General features: G+C 65.2%; 24 protein-coding genes. 17 read left to right on the top strand and 7 right to left on the bottom strand.

What is annotated here, in order from left to right; all coding sequences use genetic code 11:
• Positions 1-53 precede the first annotated feature (53 nt).
• The 4 genes from mgtE (at position 54) to tolA (ending at position 3,998) form a co-directional block, all read left to right on the top strand.
• Positions 54-1,475: a magnesium transporter gene (gene mgtE, locus ABIB95_RS15725; protein ID WP_028150524.1), complete on the top strand. Its 1,422-nt coding sequence runs from the start codon at positions 54-56 to the stop codon at positions 1,473-1,475.
• 225 nt (positions 1,476-1,700) lie between these two features.
• The gene (locus ABIB95_RS15720) at positions 1,701-2,036 is read left to right on the top strand and encodes a helix-turn-helix domain-containing protein (protein ID WP_283016784.1); all 336 of its coding nucleotides are present in this window, start codon (positions 1,701-1,703) and stop codon (positions 2,034-2,036) included.
• A 140-nt stretch (positions 2,037-2,176) separates the two neighbouring features.
• Positions 2,177-2,995 carry an aldo/keto reductase gene (locus tag ABIB95_RS15715; RefSeq protein ID WP_231142135.1) on the top strand — a complete coding sequence of 273 codons (819 nt, stop codon included), beginning with the start codon at positions 2,177-2,179 and terminating at the stop codon, positions 2,993-2,995.
• 49 nt (positions 2,996-3,044) lie between these two features.
• The gene (tolA, locus tag ABIB95_RS15710; protein ID WP_354240449.1) at positions 3,045-3,998 is read left to right on the top strand and encodes a cell envelope integrity protein TolA; all 954 of its coding nucleotides are present in this window, start codon (positions 3,045-3,047) and stop codon (positions 3,996-3,998) included.
• A 253-nt stretch (positions 3,999-4,251) separates the two neighbouring features.
• Here tolA and ABIB95_RS15705 read toward each other — a convergent pair whose 3' ends face one another.
• A complete protein-coding gene (locus ABIB95_RS15705) occupies positions 4,252-4,650 on the bottom strand; it encodes a hypothetical protein (protein ID WP_135214881.1) in 399 nt (132 codons plus the stop codon).
• On the opposite strand from ABIB95_RS15705, the gene ABIB95_RS15700 reads away from it, so the two are divergent.
• Entirely contained in the window at positions 4,640-4,789 is a 150-nt protein-coding gene (locus ABIB95_RS15700; protein WP_161495942.1) for a hypothetical protein, read from the top strand. The genes ABIB95_RS15705 and ABIB95_RS15700 overlap by 11 nt on opposite strands.
• Positions 4,790-5,311: 522 nt before the next feature.
• Here ABIB95_RS15700 and ABIB95_RS15695 read toward each other — a convergent pair.
• Positions 5,312-6,028 carry a DUF599 domain-containing protein gene (locus tag ABIB95_RS15695; protein ID WP_354240447.1) on the bottom strand — a complete coding sequence of 239 codons (717 nt, stop codon included), beginning with the start codon at positions 6,026-6,028 and terminating at the stop codon, positions 5,312-5,314.
• 124 nt (positions 6,029-6,152) lie between these two features.
• Between ABIB95_RS15695 and ABIB95_RS15690 the strand changes: the two genes are divergently transcribed.
• The 5 genes from ABIB95_RS15690 (at position 6,153) to ABIB95_RS15670 (ending at position 9,303) form a co-directional block, all read left to right on the top strand.
• Positions 6,153-6,815 carry a glutathione S-transferase family protein gene (locus ABIB95_RS15690; RefSeq protein WP_354240445.1) on the top strand — a complete coding sequence of 221 codons (663 nt, stop codon included), beginning with the start codon at positions 6,153-6,155 and terminating at the stop codon, positions 6,813-6,815.
• A gap of 89 nt (positions 6,816-6,904) precedes the next feature.
• Positions 6,905-7,273: a YidB family protein gene (locus tag ABIB95_RS15685; RefSeq protein WP_166342151.1), complete on the top strand. Its 369-nt coding sequence runs from the start codon at positions 6,905-6,907 to the stop codon at positions 7,271-7,273.
• Between the two features lie 205 nt (positions 7,274-7,478).
• Positions 7,479-7,670 (top strand): hypothetical protein, encoded by a 192-nt coding sequence (locus tag ABIB95_RS15680; RefSeq protein WP_014494643.1) that lies wholly within the window; start codon positions 7,479-7,481, stop codon positions 7,668-7,670.
• Positions 7,671-7,826: 156 nt separating this feature from the next.
• The gene (locus ABIB95_RS15675; RefSeq protein ID WP_354240443.1) at positions 7,827-8,819 is read left to right on the top strand and encodes a hypothetical protein; all 993 of its coding nucleotides are present in this window, start codon (positions 7,827-7,829) and stop codon (positions 8,817-8,819) included.
• A 43-nt stretch (positions 8,820-8,862) separates the two neighbouring features.
• A complete protein-coding gene (locus tag ABIB95_RS15670; protein WP_028155001.1) occupies positions 8,863-9,303 on the top strand; it encodes a DUF1489 family protein in 441 nt (146 codons plus the stop codon).
• 9 nt (positions 9,304-9,312) lie between these two features.
• Here the strand turns inward: ABIB95_RS15670 and ABIB95_RS15665 are convergent, their stop codons facing one another.
• Entirely contained in the window at positions 9,313-10,062 is a 750-nt protein-coding gene (locus ABIB95_RS15665; RefSeq protein ID WP_354240442.1) for a COG3904 family protein, read from the bottom strand.
• A 75-nt stretch (positions 10,063-10,137) separates the two neighbouring features.
• Positions 10,138-10,989 carry a pantoate--beta-alanine ligase gene (gene panC, locus ABIB95_RS15660; RefSeq protein WP_354240441.1) on the bottom strand — a complete coding sequence of 284 codons (852 nt, stop codon included), beginning with the start codon at positions 10,987-10,989 and terminating at the stop codon, positions 10,138-10,140.
• A 280-nt stretch (positions 10,990-11,269) separates the two neighbouring features.
• Between panC and ABIB95_RS15655 the strand changes: the two genes are divergently transcribed.
• The 4 genes from ABIB95_RS15655 to ABIB95_RS15640 all read left to right on the top strand — a co-directional run bounded on the left by ABIB95_RS15655 (position 11,270) and on the right by ABIB95_RS15640 (position 15,069).
• Positions 11,270-12,193, top strand: a complete 924-nt coding sequence (locus ABIB95_RS15655; RefSeq protein WP_063982760.1) for a division plane positioning ATPase MipZ — start codon at positions 11,270-11,272, stop codon at positions 12,191-12,193.
• A gap of 342 nt (positions 12,194-12,535) precedes the next feature.
• Positions 12,536-13,396, top strand: a complete 861-nt coding sequence (locus ABIB95_RS15650; protein ID WP_071913021.1) for an alpha/beta fold hydrolase — start codon at positions 12,536-12,538, stop codon at positions 13,394-13,396.
• Between the two features lie 144 nt (positions 13,397-13,540).
• Positions 13,541-14,284, top strand: a complete 744-nt coding sequence (locus ABIB95_RS15645) for a vWA domain-containing protein (RefSeq protein ID WP_039147674.1) — start codon at positions 13,541-13,543, stop codon at positions 14,282-14,284.
• 59 nt (positions 14,285-14,343) lie between these two features.
• Positions 14,344-15,069 carry a DnaJ domain-containing protein gene (locus ABIB95_RS15640; protein ID WP_063982763.1) on the top strand — a complete coding sequence of 242 codons (726 nt, stop codon included), beginning with the start codon at positions 14,344-14,346 and terminating at the stop codon, positions 15,067-15,069.
• 218 nt (positions 15,070-15,287) lie between these two features.
• Here the strand turns inward: ABIB95_RS15640 and ABIB95_RS15635 are convergent, their stop codons facing one another.
• The gene (locus ABIB95_RS15635) at positions 15,288-17,138 is read right to left on the bottom strand and encodes a serine hydrolase (RefSeq protein ID WP_354240440.1); all 1,851 of its coding nucleotides are present in this window, start codon (positions 17,136-17,138) and stop codon (positions 15,288-15,290) included.
• A gap of 389 nt (positions 17,139-17,527) precedes the next feature.
• Here ABIB95_RS15635 and ABIB95_RS15630 point away from each other — a divergent pair, with 389 nt between their 5' ends.
• Positions 17,528-17,866 carry a phasin family protein gene (locus ABIB95_RS15630; protein ID WP_014494653.1) on the top strand — a complete coding sequence of 113 codons (339 nt, stop codon included), beginning with the start codon at positions 17,528-17,530 and terminating at the stop codon, positions 17,864-17,866.
• Between the two features lie 117 nt (positions 17,867-17,983).
• On the opposite strand, the gene ABIB95_RS15625 is transcribed toward ABIB95_RS15630, so the two are convergent.
• Entirely contained in the window at positions 17,984-18,256 is a 273-nt protein-coding gene (locus tag ABIB95_RS15625) for a hypothetical protein (protein WP_354240439.1), read from the bottom strand.
• A 450-nt stretch (positions 18,257-18,706) separates the two neighbouring features.
• Between ABIB95_RS15625 and clpS the strand changes: the two genes are divergently transcribed.
• A complete protein-coding gene (gene clpS, locus ABIB95_RS15620) occupies positions 18,707-19,039 on the top strand; it encodes an ATP-dependent Clp protease adapter ClpS (RefSeq protein ID WP_014494655.1) in 333 nt (110 codons plus the stop codon).
• Positions 19,040-19,330: 291 nt separating this feature from the next.
• Positions 19,331-21,745, top strand: coding sequence for an ATP-dependent Clp protease ATP-binding subunit ClpA (gene clpA, locus ABIB95_RS15615; protein ID WP_014494656.1), 2,415 nt, complete (start codon positions 19,331-19,333; stop codon positions 21,743-21,745).
• Positions 21,746-21,816: 71 nt separating this feature from the next.
• On the opposite strand, the gene ABIB95_RS15610 is transcribed toward clpA, so the two are convergent.
• Positions 21,817-22,275: a PEGA domain-containing protein gene (locus ABIB95_RS15610; protein WP_092193127.1), complete on the bottom strand. Its 459-nt coding sequence runs from the start codon at positions 22,273-22,275 to the stop codon at positions 21,817-21,819.
• Positions 22,276-22,352: the final 77 nt, after the last annotated feature.

Here is a 22,352-nt window from a genome sequence, read left to right as displayed (position 1 = left end):
CTGACCGTCAGCTCAGACCACTCGTTCCAACCTGTCAAACGGCGAGGCGCGCCATGGATGAACATATGGACGGTGCCCCATCCGCCGAGGCCTCGGTACTCGACCACGTTCCGATGCGCAATGAAGACGGCGAAATTCGTCATGAATTCGTCGAGGAGATCGCCCATGCGATCGAGGCCGGCGACAGCGCCGCGCTGCGCGCCTGCGTCGCCGAGCTGCACGAGGCCGATCTCGGCGATCTGATCGGAGCTCTCGCGCCCGACCACCGCGTTCGCCTGGTCGAGCTGACCGGGCGCGACTTCGACTTCTCGGCACTGAACGAACTCGACGAGGGCGTGCGCGAGGAGATCCTCGAGGAGCTGCCGCCGGAGACCGTCGCGGAAGGCGTCCGCGAGCTCGAATCCGATGACGCGGTCGAGCTGCTGGAAACCCTGGACGAGGCGGAGCAGGAGGAAATCCTCGAGAAGCTGCCGTTGCAGGAGCGCGTCGCGCTCGAGCGCAGCCTGCTTTATCCCGAAAATTCCGCCGGCCGCCGGATGCAGACCGAGTTCATCGCGGTGCCGCAGGATTTCACCGTCGGGCAGGCGATCGACTACATGCGCGAGACGCCGGATCTGCCCGACCGCTTCTACGAGATCTACGTCGTGGACAAGGACCAGCACTGGCAGGGTGCGGTCTCGCTCGACGTCCTGCTCCGCGCCCGCCGCCCGGTGGCGCTTGCCGAGCTGACCGACGAGGATCGCCGCCGCGTCTCCGTCCTGGAGGACCAGGAGGAGGTGGCGCGCATGTTCGGCAAGTACAATCTCGTCGCAGCACCCGTGCTCGACACCCAGGATCGCCTGGTCGGCGTCATCACCGTCGACGACGTCGTTGACGTGATCGAGGAGGAGGCGGACGAAGACCTCAAGGCGCTCGGCGGCGTCAACAGCGATGAAGAACTCTCCGATACCGTGTTCACCATTGCGCGGGCGCGGTTCAACTGGCTGCTGGTCAATCTCGCCACCGCCTTTCTTGCATCCTCGGTGCTCGGTCTGTTCGAGGGGCAGCTCGAGAAAATGGTCGCGCTCGCGGTGCTGGCGCCGATCGTCGCCAGCCAGGGAGGCAATGCCGCGACCCAGACCATGACGGTCGCGGTGCGCGCGCTTGCGACGCGCGAGCTCGGCTCCTCCAACGCCTGGCGGGTGGTGATGCGCGAAGGCCTGGTCGGGCTCGTCAACGGCCTTGCCTTCGCCTTGATCACGGGCATCGCGGCGGTGGCCTGGTTCAAGATCCCGGGCCTCGGCATCGTCATCGGGCTTGCGATCATCTGCAACCTCGTCGCGGGCGCGCTCGGCGGCATCCTGATCCCGATGGCGCTCGAACGTGTCAGGGCCGATCCGGCGGTCGCGTCAGGCACGTTCGTCACGACGGTGACCGACGTCGTCGGCTTCTTCTCCTTCCTCGGCATCGCGACGCTGTGGTTCGGGTTGAGGTAAGGCGCGCTATGCCCTCGCGTGTCCCGGGCGCGCTGCAACGCCCTTCGCGTTGCTGCGCAGAACCGGGACCCAGAAAGCAGCACGGCACGTGGTGGCGAAATGGGCCCCGGCTCGGCAGCGCACCGCTGTGCGCTGCGCTGCGTCCGAGGCACGAGACCGTATACGCGGCGCTATCTTTAATCCGAACTTAAGCGACCTGCCGCATCATTGCCCGTGCTTGGGGGAATGGACATGCGGTTGCGGCTGAAGGCGGACGGACGGGTCGTCGAGTTGCGGGATGGGCAGGAGCTTCCGGTCCAGTCGTTTGCGGTCCAGCCGTTGCCGGTCCAGGCGGCGGCCAATGCCGCCCCGGGCGATGATGCCAGCTCGCTCGCCGTGCGCGCTCTGCGCCGTCGCGCCTGCCTCACCCAGATGGAGTTCGCCGCCAAGCTCGGCGTTCCCGTCGAGACGATCCGCAACTGGGAGCAGGGCAAGCGCGCCCCGCGAGGACCCGCCCGCGCGCTGCTCGCCGTGATCGCGCATGCGCCGGACACCGTATTCCAGGCGCTCGCCAAAGCCTGACGTCCAGGCGCGAACCTCCCGTTAGCATTGCCCCGAATATCCGGCCCGGCGCCGGCGTCGTCCGTTGGCACTGTCACGGGCCGGGTCCATAATGGCGCCCGGATGATGCTTTGAGGCGATCGCAACAGAGAGGATTCCTCATGCTGTTCGTCGAGGCCAATGGCGCAAGGATACCGGCGATCGGGCTCGGGACCTGGGAGCTGGGCGGGCGCGCTTGCGGCCGCGTGGTCGAGCAGGCGCTGCGGCTCGGCTATCGCCACATCGACACTGCGCAGGTCTACGACAATGAGCGCGAGGTCGGCGACGGCCTGCGCGGCTCCGGCGTGCGTCGCGACGACATCTTCCTGACGACAAAGGTCTGGACCAACCATTTCGCGCCCCATGATCTCGAACGTTCGGTCAAGGAGAGCCTCGCCCGGATGCGGCTCTCCTCCGTCGATCTCCTGCTGCTGCACTGGCCCAATTCGCACGTGCCGCTGGAGGAGACGCTGGGTGCGCTGTCGCATGCCAAGCGCATGGGCCTGACCCGCCACATCGGCGTTTCCAATTTCACCGTGGCGCTGACCGAGCAGGCGGTGGCGCTGTCGCCGGAGCCACTCGTCTGCAACCAGGTCGAATATCATCCTTATCTCGACCAGACGAAGGTGAGGGCAACCTGCGACCAGCATGGCCTCGCGCTGGTCGCCTACAGCCCGATCGCCAGGGGACGCGTCAAGGCCGACCAGACGCTCGCCGGGCTCGGCCGCGCGCATCGCAAGACGCCGGCACAAATCTGCCTGCGCTGGCTGGTGCAACAGAATGTCGCCGCGATCCCGCGCACCTCGCGCGTCGAACGTCTGTCGGAAAACATCGATATTTTCGATTTCGAGCTCTCGGACGACGAGATGGCCCAGATCGCCGCGCTGGCAAATCCCAAGGGCCGTCTGACCGATTTCGGCTTCGCGCCAAAATGGGATTGAGAGGGGGCCGCTGTATGCTAGGACCGGCGTGGCAACCCAAGATCGATCGATGGAACTGCGGAAGATCATACGGACGGACATTGCAGCGTCGGCGGTCGCGCATCTGACGCTGGTGGCGCTGATCATCCTGATCAGCGAAGTCCATCCGTTTCACGCCGCGGCGCCCGAGACTGTTTCGGTGGACATCGTCACGCCGGAGCAGGTGAAGGAGGAGGAGGCCAAGGCCGAGGAGAAGGCTCAGGAGCAGGCAAAGGAGAAGCCGCCGGAGCCGCTGCCGGACCTGAAACTGCCGAAGCTGGATTTCAGCGACAAGGACAAGGCGGAGGCCGCGCCGAAGCCTGCGACCCAGCAGCAGGCCGCGGCGCCATCGCCGTCACCGCAGGCCTCGCCTGAACCGCAGCAGAAACAGCCGCAGCCGCAACCCTCACAGGCACCGAAGCAGCGGGAGGCCAATGTGCAGCCGCAGCCTCAACAGCCGCAGCCGTCGCAACAGCCGCCTCCGCAACCCCAGCAACAGCCGCCGCCGCAAGCGATGCAGCAGCCACAGGCCGCGCCGCCGGCCTATCAGGCGCCGGAGCCTGACGTGACGGTCAAGTACGGCGTCATGCTGGGCTTGCCGCCGGAATTGCCGCCGGAGCTGCCGAAAGACGCCCCCAAGGACGATGGCGGCGATGCCAAGGATTCGATCGCAGCCAAGCTGCCACCCGAGGTCATCGCCGCGCTGCGTCGCCACCTGAAGAGCTGCGCCAAGCTGCCGGCCGGGGTCGACCCGACCGATAACGTCAACATCAAGCTGCGCACGGTGTTCGCCACCGACGGCACGCTGGCGCGCCCGCCGATCCTGATCGAAGCTCCGCCATCCGCGAAGGGCGTGGCCATCGTGAAATCCGCGACCGCAGCGCTCCAGGCCTGCCAGCCCTACAAGATGCTGCCGGCCGACAAGTACGGCGAATGGAAGATCTTGGACCTGCCGTTCTCGCCGCGGGATTTTGGCGGAGGGTAGGCGGCTCGCCCCACTCTATCCATCCTGCGAGCTAAGGCCTCCCGGTTCGCGGCTTCAGCCATGCCATGATCACGGCCTGCGGCGTTCTCCGGCTGCGTGGCAAGCTATGTCTTTCGATGGTGCGCCGTGCAAACGCGCCGGCCTGCTCGGCGGAGCCTCGCTGCGCCGGTGCGAGAGCCATCCACTCGCGAATGACGGTGCGTCGAATTTTCGATTTTGGCATCGGATCAAATCCATGAGTTGCGGCGGATGTTCACGCGGCCTGCCGAAGGGGGATGGCCTCCGAGCGCCGCGCCAGAAGCACGCTGCCGCAAGGATGCTCGGCGCCCTGCAGGACGACGAAGCCGCGCTTCGTCACTGCGGCACGAAGAGTGTCCTTCGCAGCTGCCTTTTGCGCATCGAGCCAGATCACCAGCACGGCGCGGGGGCTCAGGAAATCGTCGAGCCAATCCACTGTCGCATCGAGTGCGTGAAGCGTGCGTCGCCGCCAATCCACGAGCGCGACTTCATATTGACCTGCCGGCCGGCCGCAATTACCTGCAGCAGCCGCCAGCAGATATCCGCGACGATGCAGCTCAATCACCAATTCCATGCTCTTCGCGCCGACCACGACGATGCGTTGCCGCGTCGAGCAGTTCGCGATGGCCATCATCGGATCGATGATCCTGTCGCTGACCCCTGAGTTCGACATCATTTCACCAGTTCGCTACGCCGCGCGAGCTTGCGCGACGGAGCGGATATGGTGCCGGATGCTGTATGATTTCGAGATTGGCGCGATCGCGGTTGCATAGGATCGGCATAGGATCGGCCTCGGCCCCGCGCTGCCGGAAACTTACGCCGCGCTTATAAACAGACGATGCATTCCCCATCGCATTCAAATGCCGTCAGCGCCGTTCTTCCGGCCCGCGCTTGCTATCGCGCCTTGCCTGGAGACCAAAATGTCCGCTTACCGTGCATTGATCGTGGGACTACACGATCGTCCCATCAGAATGATCCACATGGATTGCATCGACGATGAAGCCGCGATCAGCTCCGCGGAGCGGCTCGTCGACGGTCGCGACGTGGAGCTCTGGCAGATGGATCGGCCTGTGGCCAGATTCGATTGCCGGTCCGGGACGATGCGCAGGAAGTAGGCCGGGATATCGCGGTGTGGGCAGGCCTCGCGTCTTGGGATGACGGAGCCAGTCGTGTCGTCATTGCGAACGTAGCAAAGCAATCCAGACTGTCACCGTGAAAAGATCCTGGAGTGCTGCGCTCGCAGTGACGGTGTGGAGAAAACGCGTGCCGCCCTTCGCTCGCGCGCAGCAGATGCCTCAAGAACCGCGCTTCCGCGTCTCCGCACCATCCGTCTCCTCCGGCGCCATCGCCGCCCAGGCACTGGACGCGAACTGCCTTCGCCAGGTCACGATCACCACCGCCGCCGTGGTCACGAACAGCACCCAGGGGCTGACGAACCAGCCGAGATAGCCGAGTGCGAAGAAGAAGGCGCGCTGGCCGCGGTTGAAGTGGCGGCCGGCGGATTCGAACAGGCGCGAGGTGCGGATGACGTGGGCCTCGGCCTCCGGCGTGTCGCGCCGGTCAGCCGGCGGCATGCCGCCGAACAGGATCGCGACATAGTTGAACAGGCGATAGGCCCAGGCGAATTTGAAGAAGGCGTAGACGCAGATCAGCACGAGGCCGACGCATTTCAGCTCCCACAGCGCAGGCGAGGGGCTGAGATCGATCGGCAGCTTGGCGAGGATGGTGATGGCGTCGTTGGTGGCATGCAGCAGTGCCAGTGCGCCGCCGAGCGCGAACAGGCTGGTGGAAGCGAAGAAGGCGGTGCCGTTCTGGAGCGAGGCCATGATCTGCATGTCGACCATGCGGGTGTCGCGGTCGAGCAGGCGGCGGACCCAGACCTCGCGATAGCGGTTCATGCGCGCCGACAGGCTGTCGCGGCCATAGGCCGAGTGCTCCAGCGTCAGGGCATAGACCAGCCATTCGATGATGAAGAAGCCGACCGCGGTGATGTCGACCCAATGCCTGCCCATGTCTCACTCCTCGCGAAGATCGCAACGATTGCCACGCGCGGCCGGGTGCGGCAACGATTGATTGGCGGCAGGCGATGGCGCTAAAAGCAGCCGCATCCAGAGGACTTAGGGAAGGACCAGCGACATGGCCGCGCTCAAGCTCGCGATCGGAAACAAGAACTACTCGTCATGGTCGATGCGGCCATGGCTTGCACTGCGCGCCAATGACATCCCGTTCGTCGAGACCGTCATTCCGCTCTACACGGAGAATCCCGCAGACAAGGATCAGATCCTGTCCTTCAGCCGCGCCGGCAAGGTGCCGGTGCTGGTCGACGGCGACATCACGGTGTGGGATTCGCTCAGCATTATCGAGTACCTCGCCGAGCGCTATCCGGACGTGAAGCTGTGGCCCGACGATGTTGCCGCCCGCGCGCACGCCCGTTCGGTGTGCGCCGAGATGCATTCCGGCTTCATGGCCTTGCGCAACGAATGCGGCATGAACCTGCACCGCCCCGTGGGCGCCGTGACGCTGTCGGCGGACGCCAGGGCCAACATCGCGCGCGTGCAGGAGATCTGGCGGGAGTGCCGGGCGCGCTACGGTGCCAAGGGACCGTTCCTGTTCGGCCGCTTCGGTGCGGCGGATGCGATGTACGCCCCGGTCGTGCACCGTTTCCGCACCTACGCGATCGAGGTCACGCGGGAGACCAGGGCCTACATGGACACGATGATGACGTTGCCGGCGTTCCAGGAATGGACCCGCGACGGGATCGCCGAAACGCTCGTCATCGAGAAATTCGAGAACGTCTAACCCGCGAATGTGATCGGGCGCCGCTTGACGATGTGCAGGCTGGCGGCGCTCAATCGCGGCGGAAGGACCGCTTGGGAAAGGGCAGGGGCATGGGAATTCTGGACTCGCTGGAAAACAATCCGGCGCTTCGCAGTGCGCTCGGTCAGCTCGGCGCCGCGGTCCTGCCGGCGGTGTTGAACGAGGTGCTCGGCAGCAACAATCAGGGCGGCCTCAGCGCAATCGTCGCGAAGCTCCAGCAGTCCGGCTTCGGTGACCAGGTCAAATCCTGGCTCGGTAACGGCCAGAACCTGCCGATCTCGGCCGACCAGCTCCGCGCGGTGCTCGGCAGCGACACGGTTCGGCAGCTTGCGGCGCGCTACAACATCCCGGTCGATCAGCTCGGCCAGATTCTGGCCCAGGAACTGCCCAAGGCCGTGGACCAGGCAAGCCCGGAGGGGCATCTGCCCCACACCGCCTGAGGGAGCCGGTTCCAGCGGTATCCTCCACCCACCAGTTCCCGCACTATCGTCCTGAAAATACTGCCGGATCGGCCTATTTGCTATGCCTGTATACCGCTGGCCAAAACGCCGCATTGCGTGCTATATGTCACGCCGGGTTTTCAGCCGGTCCGTCGCAGTGGGACCCTGGGCACAGCCGGCGCTGTTTGAGTCATGGAGATGGGCGTTGAAGCATAAATTCCCCGTGGGAACGCGCGTACTGTTCACTGCCAGCAACGTCGCGCGCCCGGCTGCGAGTGGCTCATACGAGATCATCCGCCTGCTGCCGACGGATGGTGACGACTGCCAGTACCGCATCAAGAGTTCGACTGAAGCGTTCGAGCGCGTCGCCAAGGAAAGCCAGCTCGCCCAATCCTGACGGATGACGGTGCCGCGCGTTGACATCGCGGACGAATTCGCTTCGCTCGCCGTCAAAAGGCCCCCTTCGCCTCGACATGGTGAACCGGGGGCAGTTGCCGACTCGCGGGGGCTCGCTTTGACCATTCGCTCTTTGCTCGCGTGAGGGACGTCGCGCATGAACTGGGCATGGGCCACTTCGTTCGACCAAATCTCGCGCCCACAGGCCTTTCCGATGTGGATGATCCTGGTAGCCGCCGGCCTCCTCGGCCTGATTCTCCTGATTACGCTGGTGCGCGCCGAAAGGTCGGTTGCCAACGGCGCGCTGACCGTCATCACGCTGCTTTCCATTGCCATCGCCGTGGCTGCCACCGTGCGCGTCTATGGTCCGGCGGAGGAGGCGCCGCCCGGCGAGGCGCGCGCGCAGAGCGCGGTCGTCGCCAGCCTGCCGGCGCTGTCCTGTCTCGACGATCTCGCCGGCAATGCCGTGGCGATTGGTTGCGAGAAGGCGCTGTTCGGCTCGCCTGACGCGGCGGCTGCGGCCGTCTCCTACACCGCCGCACGGATCGACCGGCTCACCGCGCTCGGCGATGCCGCGACCGCCGAGAAGAGCCTGACGCTGGACATGAAGGTGCTGCGCAAGGCGCTGGAGCGCGACCGCTACGGCCTCGTCGCGCAGGTGCTGGTCGCGCGCGACGGCTGCACGCAGTTCGACTGCCCCGCCTTCCGCTCGCTGACCGATCAGCAGCGGGTCGCCGCCAACATGGATTCCCATCTCTACGACACGCTGGTCGCACGCTATGCGCCGGGCTGGAACGCGCCCGCAACGGCCCCGGCGATGCCGGCCACCGCGGCGCTTGCCGGGATGCCGCCATCGATGCCGACGGGCAGGCCGACCAATGCGGAGTTCCCGAGCGCGTCATCGACGCCGCCGGTGAGCATCATGAATCCGGAGCCGCCCACGGCGGCGGTGCGACAGGCGGCGCCCGCCGGAGGCGCAGCCTCGGCGCCGCGCGCGTCCGCTCCGACCTCGGCGCAGGCCGCTGCTCCAGCGGCGCCGGCTGCGAAGAAGCCGCCGGCACCGAAGGCCGCGCGTGCGCCGGCCGCAGCGCCGGTTCCGCTCGCCCCGCCGGCCCCAGCCCCGGCTCCTGCAGCTGCGGATAACGAATAGTTCGGCATTCCAAATGCGTGGCTGCCCGGCTAATGCTGGGGGCATGCCGCTACATCTGATCAAGCTCGCCGTCGGCTGCGACTCCGTCAAGGAATTGAAGGGGTGGGTCGCCGAACGGATGCAGACCGCCAAGAAGAAAGGTCTGCCGCAACATCACATCCACATCACCCGCATGGTGCCCAAGCGCGACGCCGAGATCCTGGCGGGCGGATCGCTGTACTGGGTGATCAAGGGCGAGATCGCCGCGCGTGAAAAGATCATCGGGATCGAGCCGTTCCGCGACAAGGACGGCATCGGCCGTTGCCGGATCGTGATGCAGCCGAAGGTGATCTCGGTATCGCCGCGGCCGATGCGGCCGTTCCAGGGCTGGCGCTACCTCAGCGACGATTCCGTGCCGCCCGATCTCGGCAAGTCGGCCGCCGGCTCGATCGCGGCGATGCCGGAGCCGATGCGGCGCGAGCTGCGCGATCTCGGACTGCTCTGACGCGGCCGCTCATGGCGGCGTGACGATGTGCAGCCGCGCCCAGTCGGAGGGCGGCATCACGACCGGACGTTCGCCTTCGCCGATGGCGTCGATGATGTCGACCAGCTCGGGCTCGACGCCCATCTCGTGCAGGTACTTGCGATACTGCTCGCCAAAGATCGCCGTCAGGCTCTCGCGCTGTTCGGGCGCCACGTTGGGCGCGCGGCGATTGCGGATGGAGCGGCCGGCCAGCACCACCGTCGCACCTTGCGGGAGGCTGCGATGCACCCCGCCGACGAGCATGAGGACGCACGCGAAATCGCACGCCGGATCCGGCAAGGACACCTTGGCATCGAGCGGCCCGCCCGGGCGCTTCAGCGCAAAACAATCCGCCTCCGGCTTGCCGGCGCAGGCCTCGACCTCGGTCGCGCCGGCGGTGGCATCCAGGCCGCGGTCGCGCAGGATGCGGCCCATGCTGACCGCAACATTGAGGTTGGAGCCGCCCCAGCTATGGATGACGAGCGGCAGCTTGTGTCCCGCCTGGCGATCGAGAATCGCGATCAGCCGCTTGTAGCTGTCCCATTGCACCGTGCCCTCGGCGGCGATCCAGTCGGAGCAGCCTGGTCCGCAGGCCCCGGCGGGGCCATGGGCGACGTAGAAGATCATCGCATCCGGCGGCGACCCGTAAAGGCCGATCGGCGGACGCTGTTGTGCCTGGGCGGCAGTCGCGGCGACAAGCGCCAGCACGCCGTTCACGATCATCGTGCGGATGAATGTCATGCCCTGCCAGCCGGCCCGTTTCCTCGCGCCGATCATCCATCCGGGCGAGGGAACGCGCAAGATCGAGCTCGGCGGTTACACCGCGATATTGTCGATCAGCCGGGTCGTGCCGAGCTTGGCCGCCACCAGGATCCGCAACGGGCCGTCCTTGCGCGAGGTGACCGGCGCGAGCGTCTCGGCATGGCGCGCCTCGAAATAGTCGAGCGCAAAGCCGGCCGCCGTGATCATCCCGGCGCCGCGCGCCATCGCGGATGCGATCGCTTCGCCGGCGCGGATGCGCCCGGCGCTGTCCTTCATGGTGCGGTAAAGCGTGGTCGCGGTCTGCCGCTCCTCCGGCGAGAGATAGACGTTGCGCGAAGACATCGCGAGCCCGTCGCGCTCGCGCACGGTGCGGGAGCCGGTCACCTTGACGCCGAGGTCGAGGTCGCGCGCCATCTGCGTCACCACCCGCAACTGCTGAAAGTCCTTCTCGCCGAAGATCGCGACATCCGGCCGGCACTGCGTGAACAGCTTGCCGACGACGGTGGCGACGCCGCCGAAGAAGTGCGGCCTGAAGCGGTCCTCGAGGCCGGCCAGCGCCGGCCCCTCCGGCACGATGCGGGTCGCAAAGCCTTCCGGATACATCGCCTCGGCGCCGGGGTGCCAGACGACGTCGACGTCCTCGGCGGCGAGCTTGGCGAGATCAGACTTCCAGGTGCGCGGATAGGCACCAAAGTCCTCGGTCGGGGCGAACTGGGTCGGGTTGACGAAGATCGACACCACGACGCGACTCGCGCGCCGCTTGGCGAGGCGCACCAGCGACACATGCCCGTCATGGAGGGCCCCCATGGTCGGGACCAGCGCGATCGTGGCCTTTCGCTTGCGAAGATTGTCGACGGCGCGTCGCAAGGCGGGGACCGTGCGGGCGATCAAGGGGCTTCGTGACATCAGGACTCGACAGGGTTGGGAATGGGAAGCGGGCGCGTCCCGGCGCCCGGCCGGCTAACCTTAACAAGCGCCGATCGTGGACGCCATGCATTCGGATGCGGCACAGCATCCCGCGCGAGGCCGCGCACGATGTCGCGACATGGCTGAATCACAAGCGAGAGATGGTGCCGTGATTCATTTCGAACACGGCGCGCTGCGATTTGCATTTACTGTCACGCATTTCACTTGACCGCAGACGCGGCCAACTCGAAGATATTCATCAGGGGTGTTGAGGATCGCTATGCTTGTGCAGGCTAGCCAAGGCCAATCCGGCTCGGCGCATGTCGTCGTGCTCGGCAACGAAAAAGGCGGCTCCGGCAAGTCGACCACCGCCCTGCACATCGCGGTCGCGCTGCTGAAGGCCGGCCAGCGCGTCGCCACTATCGACCTCGACTGCCGTCAGCAGAGCTTTACCCGCTACATCGGCAACCGTTCCGCCTGGGCGCGCCGCACCGGCCTCGGCCTCGAGCTGCCGGTGCATCGCTGCATCAAGCTCGGCGAGACCATGCAGATCGCCGAGAACGAGAATTCCGAGTTCCAGCAGTTCATGGAGGCGGTCTCGGCGGTCGAGAGCAATTTCGACTTCATCGTCATCGATACGCCCGGCACCGACAGCTATCTGATGCGCTTGGCGCACTCGATGGCGGACACGCTGGTCACGCCGATCAACGACAGCTTCCTCGATTTCGACGTGCTCGGCACCGTCGATCCCGCCAACTACGCAGTGACTGGCGAGAGCCACTATGCCGAGATGGTGCGGGATGTCAGGCGCAAGCGGCGCCAGCTCGACGGCTCCAGCACCGATTGGATCGTCGTGCGCAACCGCCTGTCGATGCTCGGCTCCCGCAACAAGCAGCTCGTCGCCGAGGGCCTCAAGGATTTGTCGCTACGGCTCGGCTTCCGCTACGTCGACGGCTTTGCCGAGCGCGTCGTCTATCGCGAATTTTTTCCGCGCGGCCTGACCGCGCTCGACGAGATTGACGAGGCCACGCTCGGCATGCGGCCCAACCTTGGCCATCTCACCGCGCGGGAAGAGGTGACGGGCCTGCTCCGCCAGCTCAAGCTGCCGCTCGACGAACGCGGCCGCCGCCGTGCGGCAAATCGCGCCGAGTGGTTCAGCCAGGTCGACAAGCCGCTCGAAGTCCACGACATCCTCGGCGCCTGAGGCGGCGGTATATCGCTACTTCCAGCCGATTGAAGCTGCCGGTTCCCGCCGGAACTGAGTGCGGACTTCGCCGTTTCACCCTGTGTTTACCGTGAAATTGAAGCCAATCGAGACCGGTTGCGTCGGATGGTAGCCTGCACCTGACGTAGCCGCCTGAGAACGGGATGCCCAAGAAACGCGTGCGCCGCACAATGAAAGGGCTGAAGGTTCACAATATTTAAGCTTCCTGTCACGCGGCTGTGACATATATTAGGGAATAGGCGACCAGGGGCCGAAGAGCCCCGGAAGAACACGATTTTCAACAGGGATTCAGGCCGCAAGAGCCTGAGGCTGAGGACGAAAATGAAGCGTGGAATTGCCGTTCTGGTTTCGGTTAGTGCCCTCTTCGGCGTCGCCTATGTCACGGCGAGCAAGTGGGCCATCAAGCACGAGACCGTCACCTTCTACGACGCCTCGCGCGACAACCGTCCCGTGCCTGTCGATATCGCGGTCCGCCGCGACAAGGAAATGCAGGCCAATGCCGGCATGATCACGCTGCCGGTTGCCGTGATCAATCACGGCAACACCGTCAAGAATACCGAGTACGGCTTCCTCGCCAACATCTTCGCGGCGCGCGGCTATATGGTCGTAAGCCCGCAGCATGATTTGCCGACCGATCCTCCCATGGTGACCAAGCCCGGTGAGCTCTATGTCGGCCGGCTGCCGCAGATCCTGCGCGGCGTTGCCAACATCCATCTCGCCATGCAGGAGATGAAGAAGGTTCAGCCCAACGCCGATTACGACAGGGTGACGATGGTCGGCCACTCCATGGGCGGCGACATCACGATGTATTTCGCCAAGCAGTATCCCGATGAGGTCAAGAAGGTCGTCACGCTCGACAATCTGCGCGTGCCCTTCGTCACTGCCGGCAAGTTCAAGATCCTGTCGTTCCGTTCGCAGGATCCGCAGTTCAAGACCGACGCGGGTGTCATCCCGACCGATGAGGAATGCGAGAAGGCCGGCATCCAGGTCGTGAAGACCGAATTCCAGCACAACGACATGCGCGACACCGGTCCGGATGCGGCGAAGAACTCGATCCAGAGCATGCTCGACAAGTTCCTGAGCGACGGCGACAGCGCCGTGGCGCCCGTCGATACGCGCTCGGCACCGCCCAATATCCTGGAGCCCGGTCCGGTTGCTCTGATGGCGCCTGCCAAGAGCTGACACCGACACCAGCCGACATCGACCCGCTCCGATCGTCAGCACGACCTGCAAAGCCTCCGCTGGCATCCGCCAGCGGAGGCTTTGCACATTGACCGGGCCGCAGGCGCTAGCCACATTAGCTGCTCACGCAAGAAGCGAGCAGGGATGCCCGGCGAACCCGTCAAACCGCGTGGCCGTGATGCCGTCTCGAGCCAAACCGGCGGCACGCTGCCTCAAGCCAGCACCGCTGAGGACATCGCCGCGTTCGTCGCCAAGGCGCGTGCGCTGTCGCCGCATGCCCCCGGCGCGAAGGGGCGGCTGATTTTCGCGCTGGATGCGACGATGAGCCGGCAGCCGACCTGGGACATGGCCTGCGCGCTCCAGGCGGACATGTTCCGCGAGGCCGCAGCGATCGGCAGCCTCGACATCCGGCTCGTCTACTATCGCGGCTTGAACGAGTGTCGCGCCACGGGCTGGATCTCCGACAGCGCGAAGCTCGCGACGCTGATGAGCAAGATCGACTGTCGCGGCGGCGACACCCAGATCGGCAAGGTGCTGAGCGACGTGCGGCGCGAGGCGGTCGCCTCGGGCGTGCGCGCGGTCGTCTTCGTCGGCGATGCCATGGAGGAGAAGGTCGATGAGCTCTGCGCCAAGGCCGGCGAGCTCGGCATGCTCAAGGTGCCCGTGTTCGTGTTTCAGGAAGGCGCCGACGCCGTGGCCGAGCAGGCCTTTCGCGAGATCGCGCGGCTGACCGGCGGGGCCTGGTGCCGGTTCGATCCCGGCGCGGCGGCGCAGCTTCGCGAGCTGCTGCGCGCGGCCGCGGCTTATGCCGCCGGCGGCCGCGAGGCGCTGTTGAAACTCGCCAAGAGTGCGAGCGGTGCGGCCAAGCTGATCGGGCAGATGAAGTAGCGGCCCGCGTCGGAGACGGACGCCATGCATTTTGCCGTGAGGGCGACTATATTCCGGCCATGACCCTGATCGCCGGCGCCATCGCCGTTATCACGCTTTATCTGCTGCTCCAGATGTTCCGCTCCGCCAATCCGGCGGTGCTGGCGCGCACCATCAAGTTCGGTGGCGGCGTGGTGGCGCTCGCGGTCGCAGCGTTCACTGGCCTGCGGGGCGAGCTGGCGGTGGCGATCCCGCTCGGGATTTTCGGCGCCGGGCTCCTGGGCTGGACGCCGCTGGCGAATGCCGGCTTCGGCAATATCGGCGGGCTGTTCGGCGGTGGCGCAACGCGCCCGGCCGGACAGGCCTCGCGCGTACGCTCGCAATTCCTGGACATGCGGCTCGACCACGATTCGGGGCAGCTCGCCGGCCAGATCGTCGCCGGTCCTCACGCCGGGCGCGATCTCCAGGAGTTCGATCTCGCTGGCCTGCTGGCGATGGCTCCGGCGTTCGACGCCGAGAGCGTGGCCCTACTTGAAAGCTATCTGGACCGCCGGTTTCCCGCTTGGCGTCAGAACGCGCAGGGCGATGCGGCAGGGCGGCAGCGCCGCACGGCGCCGAGCGGCAAAATGACGGCGGAGGAAGCCTATCAGATCCTTGGCCTGCAGCCGGGCGCGGGGCGCGACGACATCAGCCGGGCGCACAAGTCCCTGATGAAGAAACTCCATCCCGACCAGGGGGGCTCGACGTATCTCGCTGCCCGTGTGAACGAGGCCAAGGATACTCTGCTTCGCACGCATAACGGCTAACTCCGGCACTACGCTACAAACGCCCGTACCGCGTAAGCTCCGCTTGCTCTGTCTGCCGTCGCCCCGATGCCCGCCTTTGTCGGCGTGGTCGATCCCTTGGGTAAAGTTTTAACCGTAAATCCTTGACGAGAGGTTGTCGCGGAACTGGCATCGCCGCATCCCCCAAACAAAAATGCCCGCGCAAGGCGCGGGCATTTTGATTGGAGCGGTACGACAGATCAGTTGCGGACGGTGATGCAGGAGATGTCGGCGCGCTTCAGGGCGCGGCAGACGGCTTCGGCCTGGTCCCGCTCGAGCCCGGCGAAACGGGCCCGGTAAAGCTTGCGATTGTCCTTGGCGAGGACCGGCTCGGTGAACGGGTCGGCCTTGCTGAGCAGGCCGCGGGCCGAGCTGCGGGCGGCGTCGATGCGCTGCTGGGCTTCGTTCTCGCTCTCGAGTGCGCCGACCTGGACGATCCAGCCGCTATGGGTGACGACCGGCTTGGTGGTGGCGCTCATCTGGATCGGCTGCGGCACAGGATCGGCCGAAGCGAGCTTCGCAGCAGCCGGAGTGGGCGCGGCGACCGTTGCAGCCGGCAGCACGCCGAGGATGCCGTTGCCGGTGCCGAAGCCCGCCGGCTGACGGGGCATCTCGGTGCGGGCGAGTTCGGCCTTCGGCGCTTCCGGCTGGCTCGCCATCTCGGGCTTGTTGATGAGATCGGCGCGGGCGACGACGGCGCCGGAGGTCTCCGCGACGTCGGAGCGGGCCGCAATCGTGCTCGTGACCTGCGGTGCGACCTGAGCCGGGGCGGCGGAGGCGACCTTCACGGTGCCGGCCTTGACCTGAACAGTCTTCACCCGGACCGGCTTCATCGGCTCGGACGAGCCGGGGATGATGGAGAGCGGCTGGCTGGAGATCACGCCATTGGTGAGCGGCGCGGGCTCGATCCTGGATTCAGTTGGCCGAACCTCAGGCTTGCTGGTGTCAGGCCTGGCTTGAGCCGGCGGCATCGCGGCGGTCGCGGCCGCCAGCGCTGAGAGGCGCGAGGCGAGACGCTGCGGGGCCGTTTCGGGGGCAGGGGCGGCCGCAGCCTGCTGGACCTGCGAAGCGGGGCGGGCCGGGGTCTCCGATGCATCGGCGACGTCGGTATTGGCATCTGCGCCGTTGCGCTCGGTGACAGCGACGACGGTGTGGGTGGTGGCGCCCTTCTCGAGGTTCTCCGCGAGCAGGTTGCGCATGGTGGCGTCGCGCGAGCCGCCGCTGCGGCCGCCGAGCACCACGCCGATCAGGTGGCGGTTGCCGCGACGCATCGAGGTCACGAGGTTGAAGCCGGAGGCGCGGGTGTAGCCGGTCTTGATACCGTCCACGCCCTCGACGCTGCCGAGCAGGTGGTTATGGTTGCGGATCGACTGTCCGCGCCAATTGAACGTCGAGGTCGCGAAATAGCGATAGTAGCGCGGGAAGCGCTCCTGGATGGCGCGGCCGAGCGTGGCCTGGTCGCGCGCGGTCGTGACCTGCTCGTCGTTGGGAAGGCCGTTGGCGTTGCGGTAGACCGTCTTGGACATGCCGAGCGAGCGCGCCTTGCGCGTCATCATCTGGGCGAAGTCGTCCTCGTCGCCGCCGATCGCTTCCGCGATCACGACGGCCGCATCGTTGGCGGAGCGGGTGACGAGGCCCTTGATCGCGTCCTCGACGCGGATGGTCTGGCCGGCACGGAGGTTCAGCTTGGTCGGATCCTGATCGGCGGCGTGCTGCGAGACCGGCATCTCGGTGTCGAGCTTCATCCTGCCGGACTCGAGGCGCTCGAACAGCAGATAGAGCGTCATGATCTTGGTGAGCGAGGCGGGGTGGCGGATTCCGTCTGGGCTCGTTGCCTGGAGCACGGAGCCGGAATTGCCGTCGACGATGATCGATGCGAATTTCGGGCTGGAGCTGTCGGACACATCGCGCTGCACCCGGTGGTGAGCGTATTGGCGCCGGTGACGCCGTGCCTCGGCAGCATCGGTGAAGATGACTACGGCGGTGACCGTAAGAAGCCCGAAAACGCCAACCCGCGCCAAGCGCGAGGAAGACAAGTTTTTACGAAGCATGAAACCCCGTCCCCGTTTCTGACTTGATCACCGGCCCGTGAGGCGAAATTGTGCCCACTCGACCCGGGATCATTACCTGCTCAGGCTGTCTCTCCGCTGGTGTTCGCTGCGGGAAACGTTGGGCCTGAGCCGCTGTTCTGGCTAAGGTGATGTTCTCGAACGGCTTTTGACCGTTCGCGGAAGCTGAACACGTCCAGGGAATCAGGGTAGGGGTCCGCGGTTTCCAAAAGCTTAAGGAACCATTGCGGGAAACCCCGGGAATCTCAGCGATTTGCATCTAATTTTGTGCGCCGCACAAGATTCTTGACTTTTTTGTGCGTTGCACTATTTTTGGGCGGAGTCAGGGAGCCGGGGCTTCCGGACCAAAGCCAGGGAAAAAGGATTCCGAAATGTTCAAGGTTGAAGACTTTCAGAGCTACGGGAAAGAGCAGTTCGAGCAGTGCGTTGCTTCCGCGACCTCGATGCAGCATGGCCTCCAGGCGATCGCCAGCGCGTATGGCGACTACACCAAGAAGTCGTTTGAAGACACCAAGTCCTTCGTCGAGAAGCTTTCCGGCGTGAAGTCGCTGGACAAGGCCGTGGAAGCGCAGACCGACTTCGCCCGTTCCAGCTACGAGACCTTCGTTGCGGAATCGCAGAAGATCGCCGGCCTCTACAGCGACCTCGCCAAGCAGGCGTTCAAGCCGGTCGAGACCATCGTTTCGAAGTTCACCCCGGCTGCCAACTAACGTCCTCTGGAACTCCTGGAATCGAAAAGCCCGGCTGGTTCAGCCGGGCTTTTTTGTTGTTGCGACAGAGATCCGGTTCAGCGCGCCACGCGCAGCTTCGACAGCGACGTACCGACGTCAACCCCACACGGTCTGACTCGCCGACATCACCGGACAGAACGCGTCGATGCCGCTCGCCTTGGCGTCGTCGCGCAGCTTCTTCCGCCGCGTGTCGATCTGCGAGGCATTGCTGTACCGCCAGCGATTCTGCGCATCGAGACCGCCGGCGAGGAGCACGAGGCCACTGAGCCGATCGACCAGGTTCTTCGCGGCCGTCTGCATCGTCGACATCTTGCCGTCCTGGGCCATCGAGCCGGCGCTGTCGAGCAGCATGGCGACGCGCATGCGCACCAGGGGCCACGCGATTGAACGGCAGCTCGATTGGACCGTAGAAAACCGGAGGTTTCCCGCGAAATCGCCGCTGCCGCTTAACGGCCGGATTCCTAGTGAAGATGTTCTAAACGGTGCCGGCCGAAACTTTTGTCAAATCGGTCCGGATTGACTAACCTTGGTCAGGATCGCCGGACCGGGAATCGGGACTGCCTCGACCATTTTGGCCAGACCGTTGCACGCTTGCGGCGAGCCGGGGGCGGGCCCATATTCCCTACAATCGAGCCGGGCTTGACCGGACCGGTTGGAAGCGGTGATCCAACAAGGCGGCGCGCCCGTGCAAAGCTCCGAAGGGCGGGGCCGCGCGGCTGACCGTCACTCGCTTCCGTGGGGAATTTGAACGCCTGAGCCATGCCGCACCTGACTTTCAGACTAGACCTGTCCGCGCAAGCCGCTGCCCACGCTCCTCGTATGAGCAATGACGAGAACCGTTCGGGCGGACCGACGGGGCCGAATACGTCTGTCATCACCAAGGTCAAGCCGAAGACCAAACGGCCGAACCTGTATCGTGTGCTGATCCTGAACGACGACTACACGCCGATGGAATTCGTCGTCCATGTGCTGGAGAAGTTCTTCCAGAAGGACATCGAGGCCGCGACCAAGATCATGCTGCATGTCCATCATCACGGCATCGGCGAGTGCGGCGTATTCACCTACGAGATCGCCGAGACCAAGGTGACGCAGGTGATGGACTTCGCCCGCAAGCACCAGCATCCGCTGCAATGCGTGATGGAAAAGAAATAACTGCGCGTTCACATCCAGAGTTATTTAGATCGGTTCTGGTTGCGCGGTATGTGACGGCAGCACATCCTGCTGCGTGATCCCGCGAAAATCAGCGGCGTCAATCCTGCCCAAATGGGTAGTTCTGCCCAAATCGGAACGGGTTTTGCATCGAGCATGCCGTGGGCGCGTAATGCCCATTTGAGTCGCGGAACCGGTCTTTCGCCGCGGTCTTGTATAACTATATGTGACAAAGGTTGTTGTTGCCTGACCGGGCGATGGCGATCATGATGGTGGGGGCCATAGAGGACGCGAATGCCGACTTTTTCCCAAAGCCTTGAACAATCCCTGCATCGTGCGCTGGCGATCGCAAACGAGCGTCATCACCAATACGCGACGCTCGAGCATCTCTTGCTCTCCCTGATCGACGACTCCGATGCAGCCGCCGTCATGCGCGCCTGCAGCGTCGATCTCGACAAGCTCCGCACGAGCCTCGTCAATTACCTTGAAACCGAATTCGAGAATCTGGTGACGGATGGCGCCGACGACGCCAAGCCGACCGCCGGTTTCCAGCGTGTGATCCAGCGCGCGGTGATCCATGTGCAGTCGTCCGGTCGCGAAGAGGTGACCGGCGCCAACGTGCTGATCGCGATCTTCGCCGAGCGCGAGAGCCATGCCGCGTACTTCCTGCAGGAGCAGGACATGACGCGCTATGACGCCGTCAACTACATCAGCCACGGCATCGCCAAGCGGCCGGGCGTCTCCGAGGCGCGGCCGGTGCGCGGCGTCGACGAAGAGACCGAGGCAAAGGGTACCGAGGACGCCAAAAAGAAGGGCGAAGCGCTCGAGACCTATTGCGTCAACCTCAACAAGAAGGCGCGCGACGGCAAGATCGATCCGGTGATCGGACGCAATTCCGAGATCAACCGAGCGATCCAGGTGCTGTGCCGCCGGCAGAAGAACAATCCGCTGTTCGTGGGCGAGGCCGGTGTCGGCAAGACCGCGATCGCGGAGGGCCTCGCCAAGCGCATCGTCGACAGCGAGGTGCCGGAGGTTCTTGCGGCTGCGACCGTGTTCTCGCTCGACATGGGCACGCTGCTCGCGGGCACGCGCTATCGCGGCGACTTCGAGGAGCGCCTGAAGCAGGTGCTGAAGGAGCTCGAAGCGCATCCCAACGCCATCCTGTTCATCGACGAGATCCACACCGTGATCGGTGCGGGCGCGACGTCGGGCGGGGCGATGGATGCGTCGAACCTGCTCAAGCCGGCGCTTGCCTCGGGCACGATCCGCTGCATGGGCTCGACCACCTACAAGGAATACCGCCAGCACTTCGAGAAGGACCGCGCGCTGGTGCGGCGCTTCCAGAAGATCGACATCAACGAGCCGACGGTCGAGGATGCGATCGCGATCCTCAAGGGTCTCAAGCCGTACTTCGAGGACTACCATCGGCTGAAGTACACCAATGAGGCGATCGAGGCCGCGGTGCAGCTCTCCTCGCGCTACATCCACGACCGCAAGCTGCCCGACAAGGCGATCGACGTGATCGACGAGTCCGGCGCGGCGCAGATGCTGGTGGCCGAGAACAAGCGCAAGAAGACCATCGGCATCAAGGAGATCGAGACCACGATCGCGTCGATGGCGCGGATCCCGCCGAAGAGCGTGTCGAAGGACGATGCTGAGGTGCTGAAGCATCTCGAGCAGACGCTGAAGCGCACCGTGTTCGGCCAGGACAAGGCGATCGAGTCGCTGGCCGCTTCGATCAAGCTGGCGCGAGCCGGCCTGCGCGAGCCGGAGAAGCCGATCGGCTGCTACCTTTTCTCGGGTCCGACCGGCGTCGGCAAGACCGAGGTTGCAAAGCAGCTCGCGGCGTCGCTAGGCGTCGAGCTGTTGCGCTTCGACATGTCCGAATACATGGAGCGGCACACCGTGTCGCGCCTGATCGGCGCGCCTCCCGGCTATGTCGGCTTCGACCAGGGCGGCCTGCTCACTGACGGCGTCGATCAGCATCCGCATTGCGTGGTTCTGCTCGACGAAATCGAGAAGGCGCATCCCGACCTCTACAACGTGCTGCTCCAGATCATGGATCACGGCCGGCTCACCGACCATAACGGCAAGCAGGTCAACTTCCGCAACGTGATCCTGATCATGACCACGAACGCAGGTGCTTCGGATCTCGCCAAGCAGGCGTTCGGCTTCACCCGCTCGAAGCGGGAAGGCGACGACCACGAGGCGATCAACCGGCAGTTCGCGCCGGAATTCCGCAACCGCCTCGATGCCATCGTCTCGTTCGGCCATCTCAGCGTCGAGGTGATCGGTACGGTCGTGGAGAAGTTCGTGCTTCAGCTCGAGGCTCAGCTCGGCGATCGCGATGTCACCATCGAACTGTCCGAGCCCGCCAAGACCTGGCTGGTCCAGCACGGTTACGACGAGCAGATGGGCGCACGGCCCATGGCCCGCGTCATCCAGGAGCACATCAAGAAGCCGCTGGCCGACGAGGTGCTGTTCGGCAAGCTCAAGGGTGGCGGCCACGTCCGCGTCGTCCTGGTCAAGGACGAGGCCGACGAGACCAAGGACAAGATCGGGTTCGAGTTCCTCGACGGTCCGATCACGCCGAAGCAGGAGAAGCTGCCCGGCGCCCGCAAGCGTCCGCCGGGCAAGTCCAAGCCGGGCGGTGGTGGCTCCGGCGGTTCGAAGGGGCCGACCTCGAAGGGCCCGCTGGTCAAGGCTTGATTGCGAGCGATATGAATTGAAAAGGCCGGCTGAAAAGCCGGCCTTTTTGTTTGCGTGGCAGTTGCGAGGCGCTAGGTGCCGGTGTCAGGCGCAGGCGCCGCCGGCGGCCGCGGCTTCTTCGGCGCGGGTGGCCGTGCGCGAGCGGGAGCTGACGGCTGCATGGTCACGATGACAGGGTTGGGCTTGTGATCGGTTGCCGCCCCGGTGGCAGCATCGACGCCCATGCCGACGACACCGCCGAGCAAAAGATTTCCGGCGAAGCCGGCGGCCCCGGAGGTCGGTATGTCCCGGCTGAGCGGCACGATCTGCGGTTCATAGCCTTCCTTCTGGAAGGTGATCGAAATGTCGGCGTTCCGCTTGACGACCACGGAGCACGGCGTCGTGCAGGTGGTCGGAACTTCCATTCCGCTAACGACGGCTTCCACGCCCGACGGTGTCGATGAGATGCTGATGTTTTCGGTCGTGCCCCGAGTGACCGACGCGCAGCCGCCCAGCATGACGCTGAGCGCCACAATTCCAAATGAACGCATGAAATGCCCCTTATTCCCCGCGTCAATGAAGCGCAACCGGAGCGGGAGGGCAATACGTCATTGGTCCAGATAGTTAA

Origin of the sequence: Bradyrhizobium sp. LA2.1, assembly GCF_040547725.1 — a bacterium.
In the GTDB taxonomy this organism is placed as follows: Bacteria; Pseudomonadota; Alphaproteobacteria; order Rhizobiales; family Xanthobacteraceae; genus Bradyrhizobium; species Bradyrhizobium barranii.
This window is presented reverse-complemented; position numbering and strand designations above follow the sequence as displayed.

Bases quoted from the DNA above. Each gene is read 5' to 3' on its own strand.
- mgtE (WP_028150524.1), top strand. From the start codon at position 54: ATGGATGAACATATGGACGGTGCCCCATCCGCCGAGGCCTCGGTACTC.
- ABIB95_RS15720 (WP_283016784.1), top strand. From the start codon at position 1,701: ATGGACATGCGGTTGCGGCTGAAGGCGGACGGACGGGTCGTCGAGTTG.
- ABIB95_RS15715 (WP_231142135.1), top strand. From the start codon at position 2,177: ATGCTGTTCGTCGAGGCCAATGGCGCAAGGATACCGGCGATCGGGCTC.
- tolA (WP_354240449.1), top strand. From the start codon at position 3,045: ATGGAACTGCGGAAGATCATACGGACGGACATTGCAGCGTCGGCGGTC.
- ABIB95_RS15700 (WP_161495942.1), top strand. From the start codon at position 4,640: ATGGCCATCATCGGATCGATGATCCTGTCGCTGACCCCTGAGTTCGAC.
- ABIB95_RS15705 (WP_135214881.1), bottom strand. From the start codon at position 4,650: ATGATGGCCATCGCGAACTGCTCGACGCGGCAACGCATCGTCGTGGTC.
- ABIB95_RS15695 (WP_354240447.1), bottom strand. From the start codon at position 6,028: ATGGGCAGGCATTGGGTCGACATCACCGCGGTCGGCTTCTTCATCATC.
- ABIB95_RS15690 (WP_354240445.1), top strand. From the start codon at position 6,153: ATGGCCGCGCTCAAGCTCGCGATCGGAAACAAGAACTACTCGTCATGG.
- ABIB95_RS15685 (WP_166342151.1), top strand. From the start codon at position 6,905: ATGGGAATTCTGGACTCGCTGGAAAACAATCCGGCGCTTCGCAGTGCG.
- ABIB95_RS15675 (WP_354240443.1), top strand. From the start codon at position 7,827: ATGAACTGGGCATGGGCCACTTCGTTCGACCAAATCTCGCGCCCACAG.
- ABIB95_RS15670 (WP_028155001.1), top strand. From the start codon at position 8,863: ATGCCGCTACATCTGATCAAGCTCGCCGTCGGCTGCGACTCCGTCAAG.
- ABIB95_RS15665 (WP_354240442.1), bottom strand. From the start codon at position 10,062: ATGACATTCATCCGCACGATGATCGTGAACGGCGTGCTGGCGCTTGTC.
- panC (WP_354240441.1), bottom strand. From the start codon at position 10,989: ATGTCACGAAGCCCCTTGATCGCCCGCACGGTCCCCGCCTTGCGACGC.
- ABIB95_RS15655 (WP_063982760.1), top strand. From the start codon at position 11,270: ATGCTTGTGCAGGCTAGCCAAGGCCAATCCGGCTCGGCGCATGTCGTC.
- ABIB95_RS15650 (WP_071913021.1), top strand. From the start codon at position 12,536: ATGAAGCGTGGAATTGCCGTTCTGGTTTCGGTTAGTGCCCTCTTCGGC.
- ABIB95_RS15645 (WP_039147674.1), top strand. From the start codon at position 13,541: ATGCCCGGCGAACCCGTCAAACCGCGTGGCCGTGATGCCGTCTCGAGC.
- ABIB95_RS15640 (WP_063982763.1), top strand. From the start codon at position 14,344: ATGACCCTGATCGCCGGCGCCATCGCCGTTATCACGCTTTATCTGCTG.
- ABIB95_RS15635 (WP_354240440.1), bottom strand. From the start codon at position 17,138: ATGCTTCGTAAAAACTTGTCTTCCTCGCGCTTGGCGCGGGTTGGCGTT.
- ABIB95_RS15630 (WP_014494653.1), top strand. From the start codon at position 17,528: ATGTTCAAGGTTGAAGACTTTCAGAGCTACGGGAAAGAGCAGTTCGAG.
- clpS (WP_014494655.1), top strand. From the start codon at position 18,707: ATGAGCAATGACGAGAACCGTTCGGGCGGACCGACGGGGCCGAATACG.
- clpA (WP_014494656.1), top strand. From the start codon at position 19,331: ATGCCGACTTTTTCCCAAAGCCTTGAACAATCCCTGCATCGTGCGCTG.
- ABIB95_RS15610 (WP_092193127.1), bottom strand. From the start codon at position 22,275: ATGCGTTCATTTGGAATTGTGGCGCTCAGCGTCATGCTGGGCGGCTGC.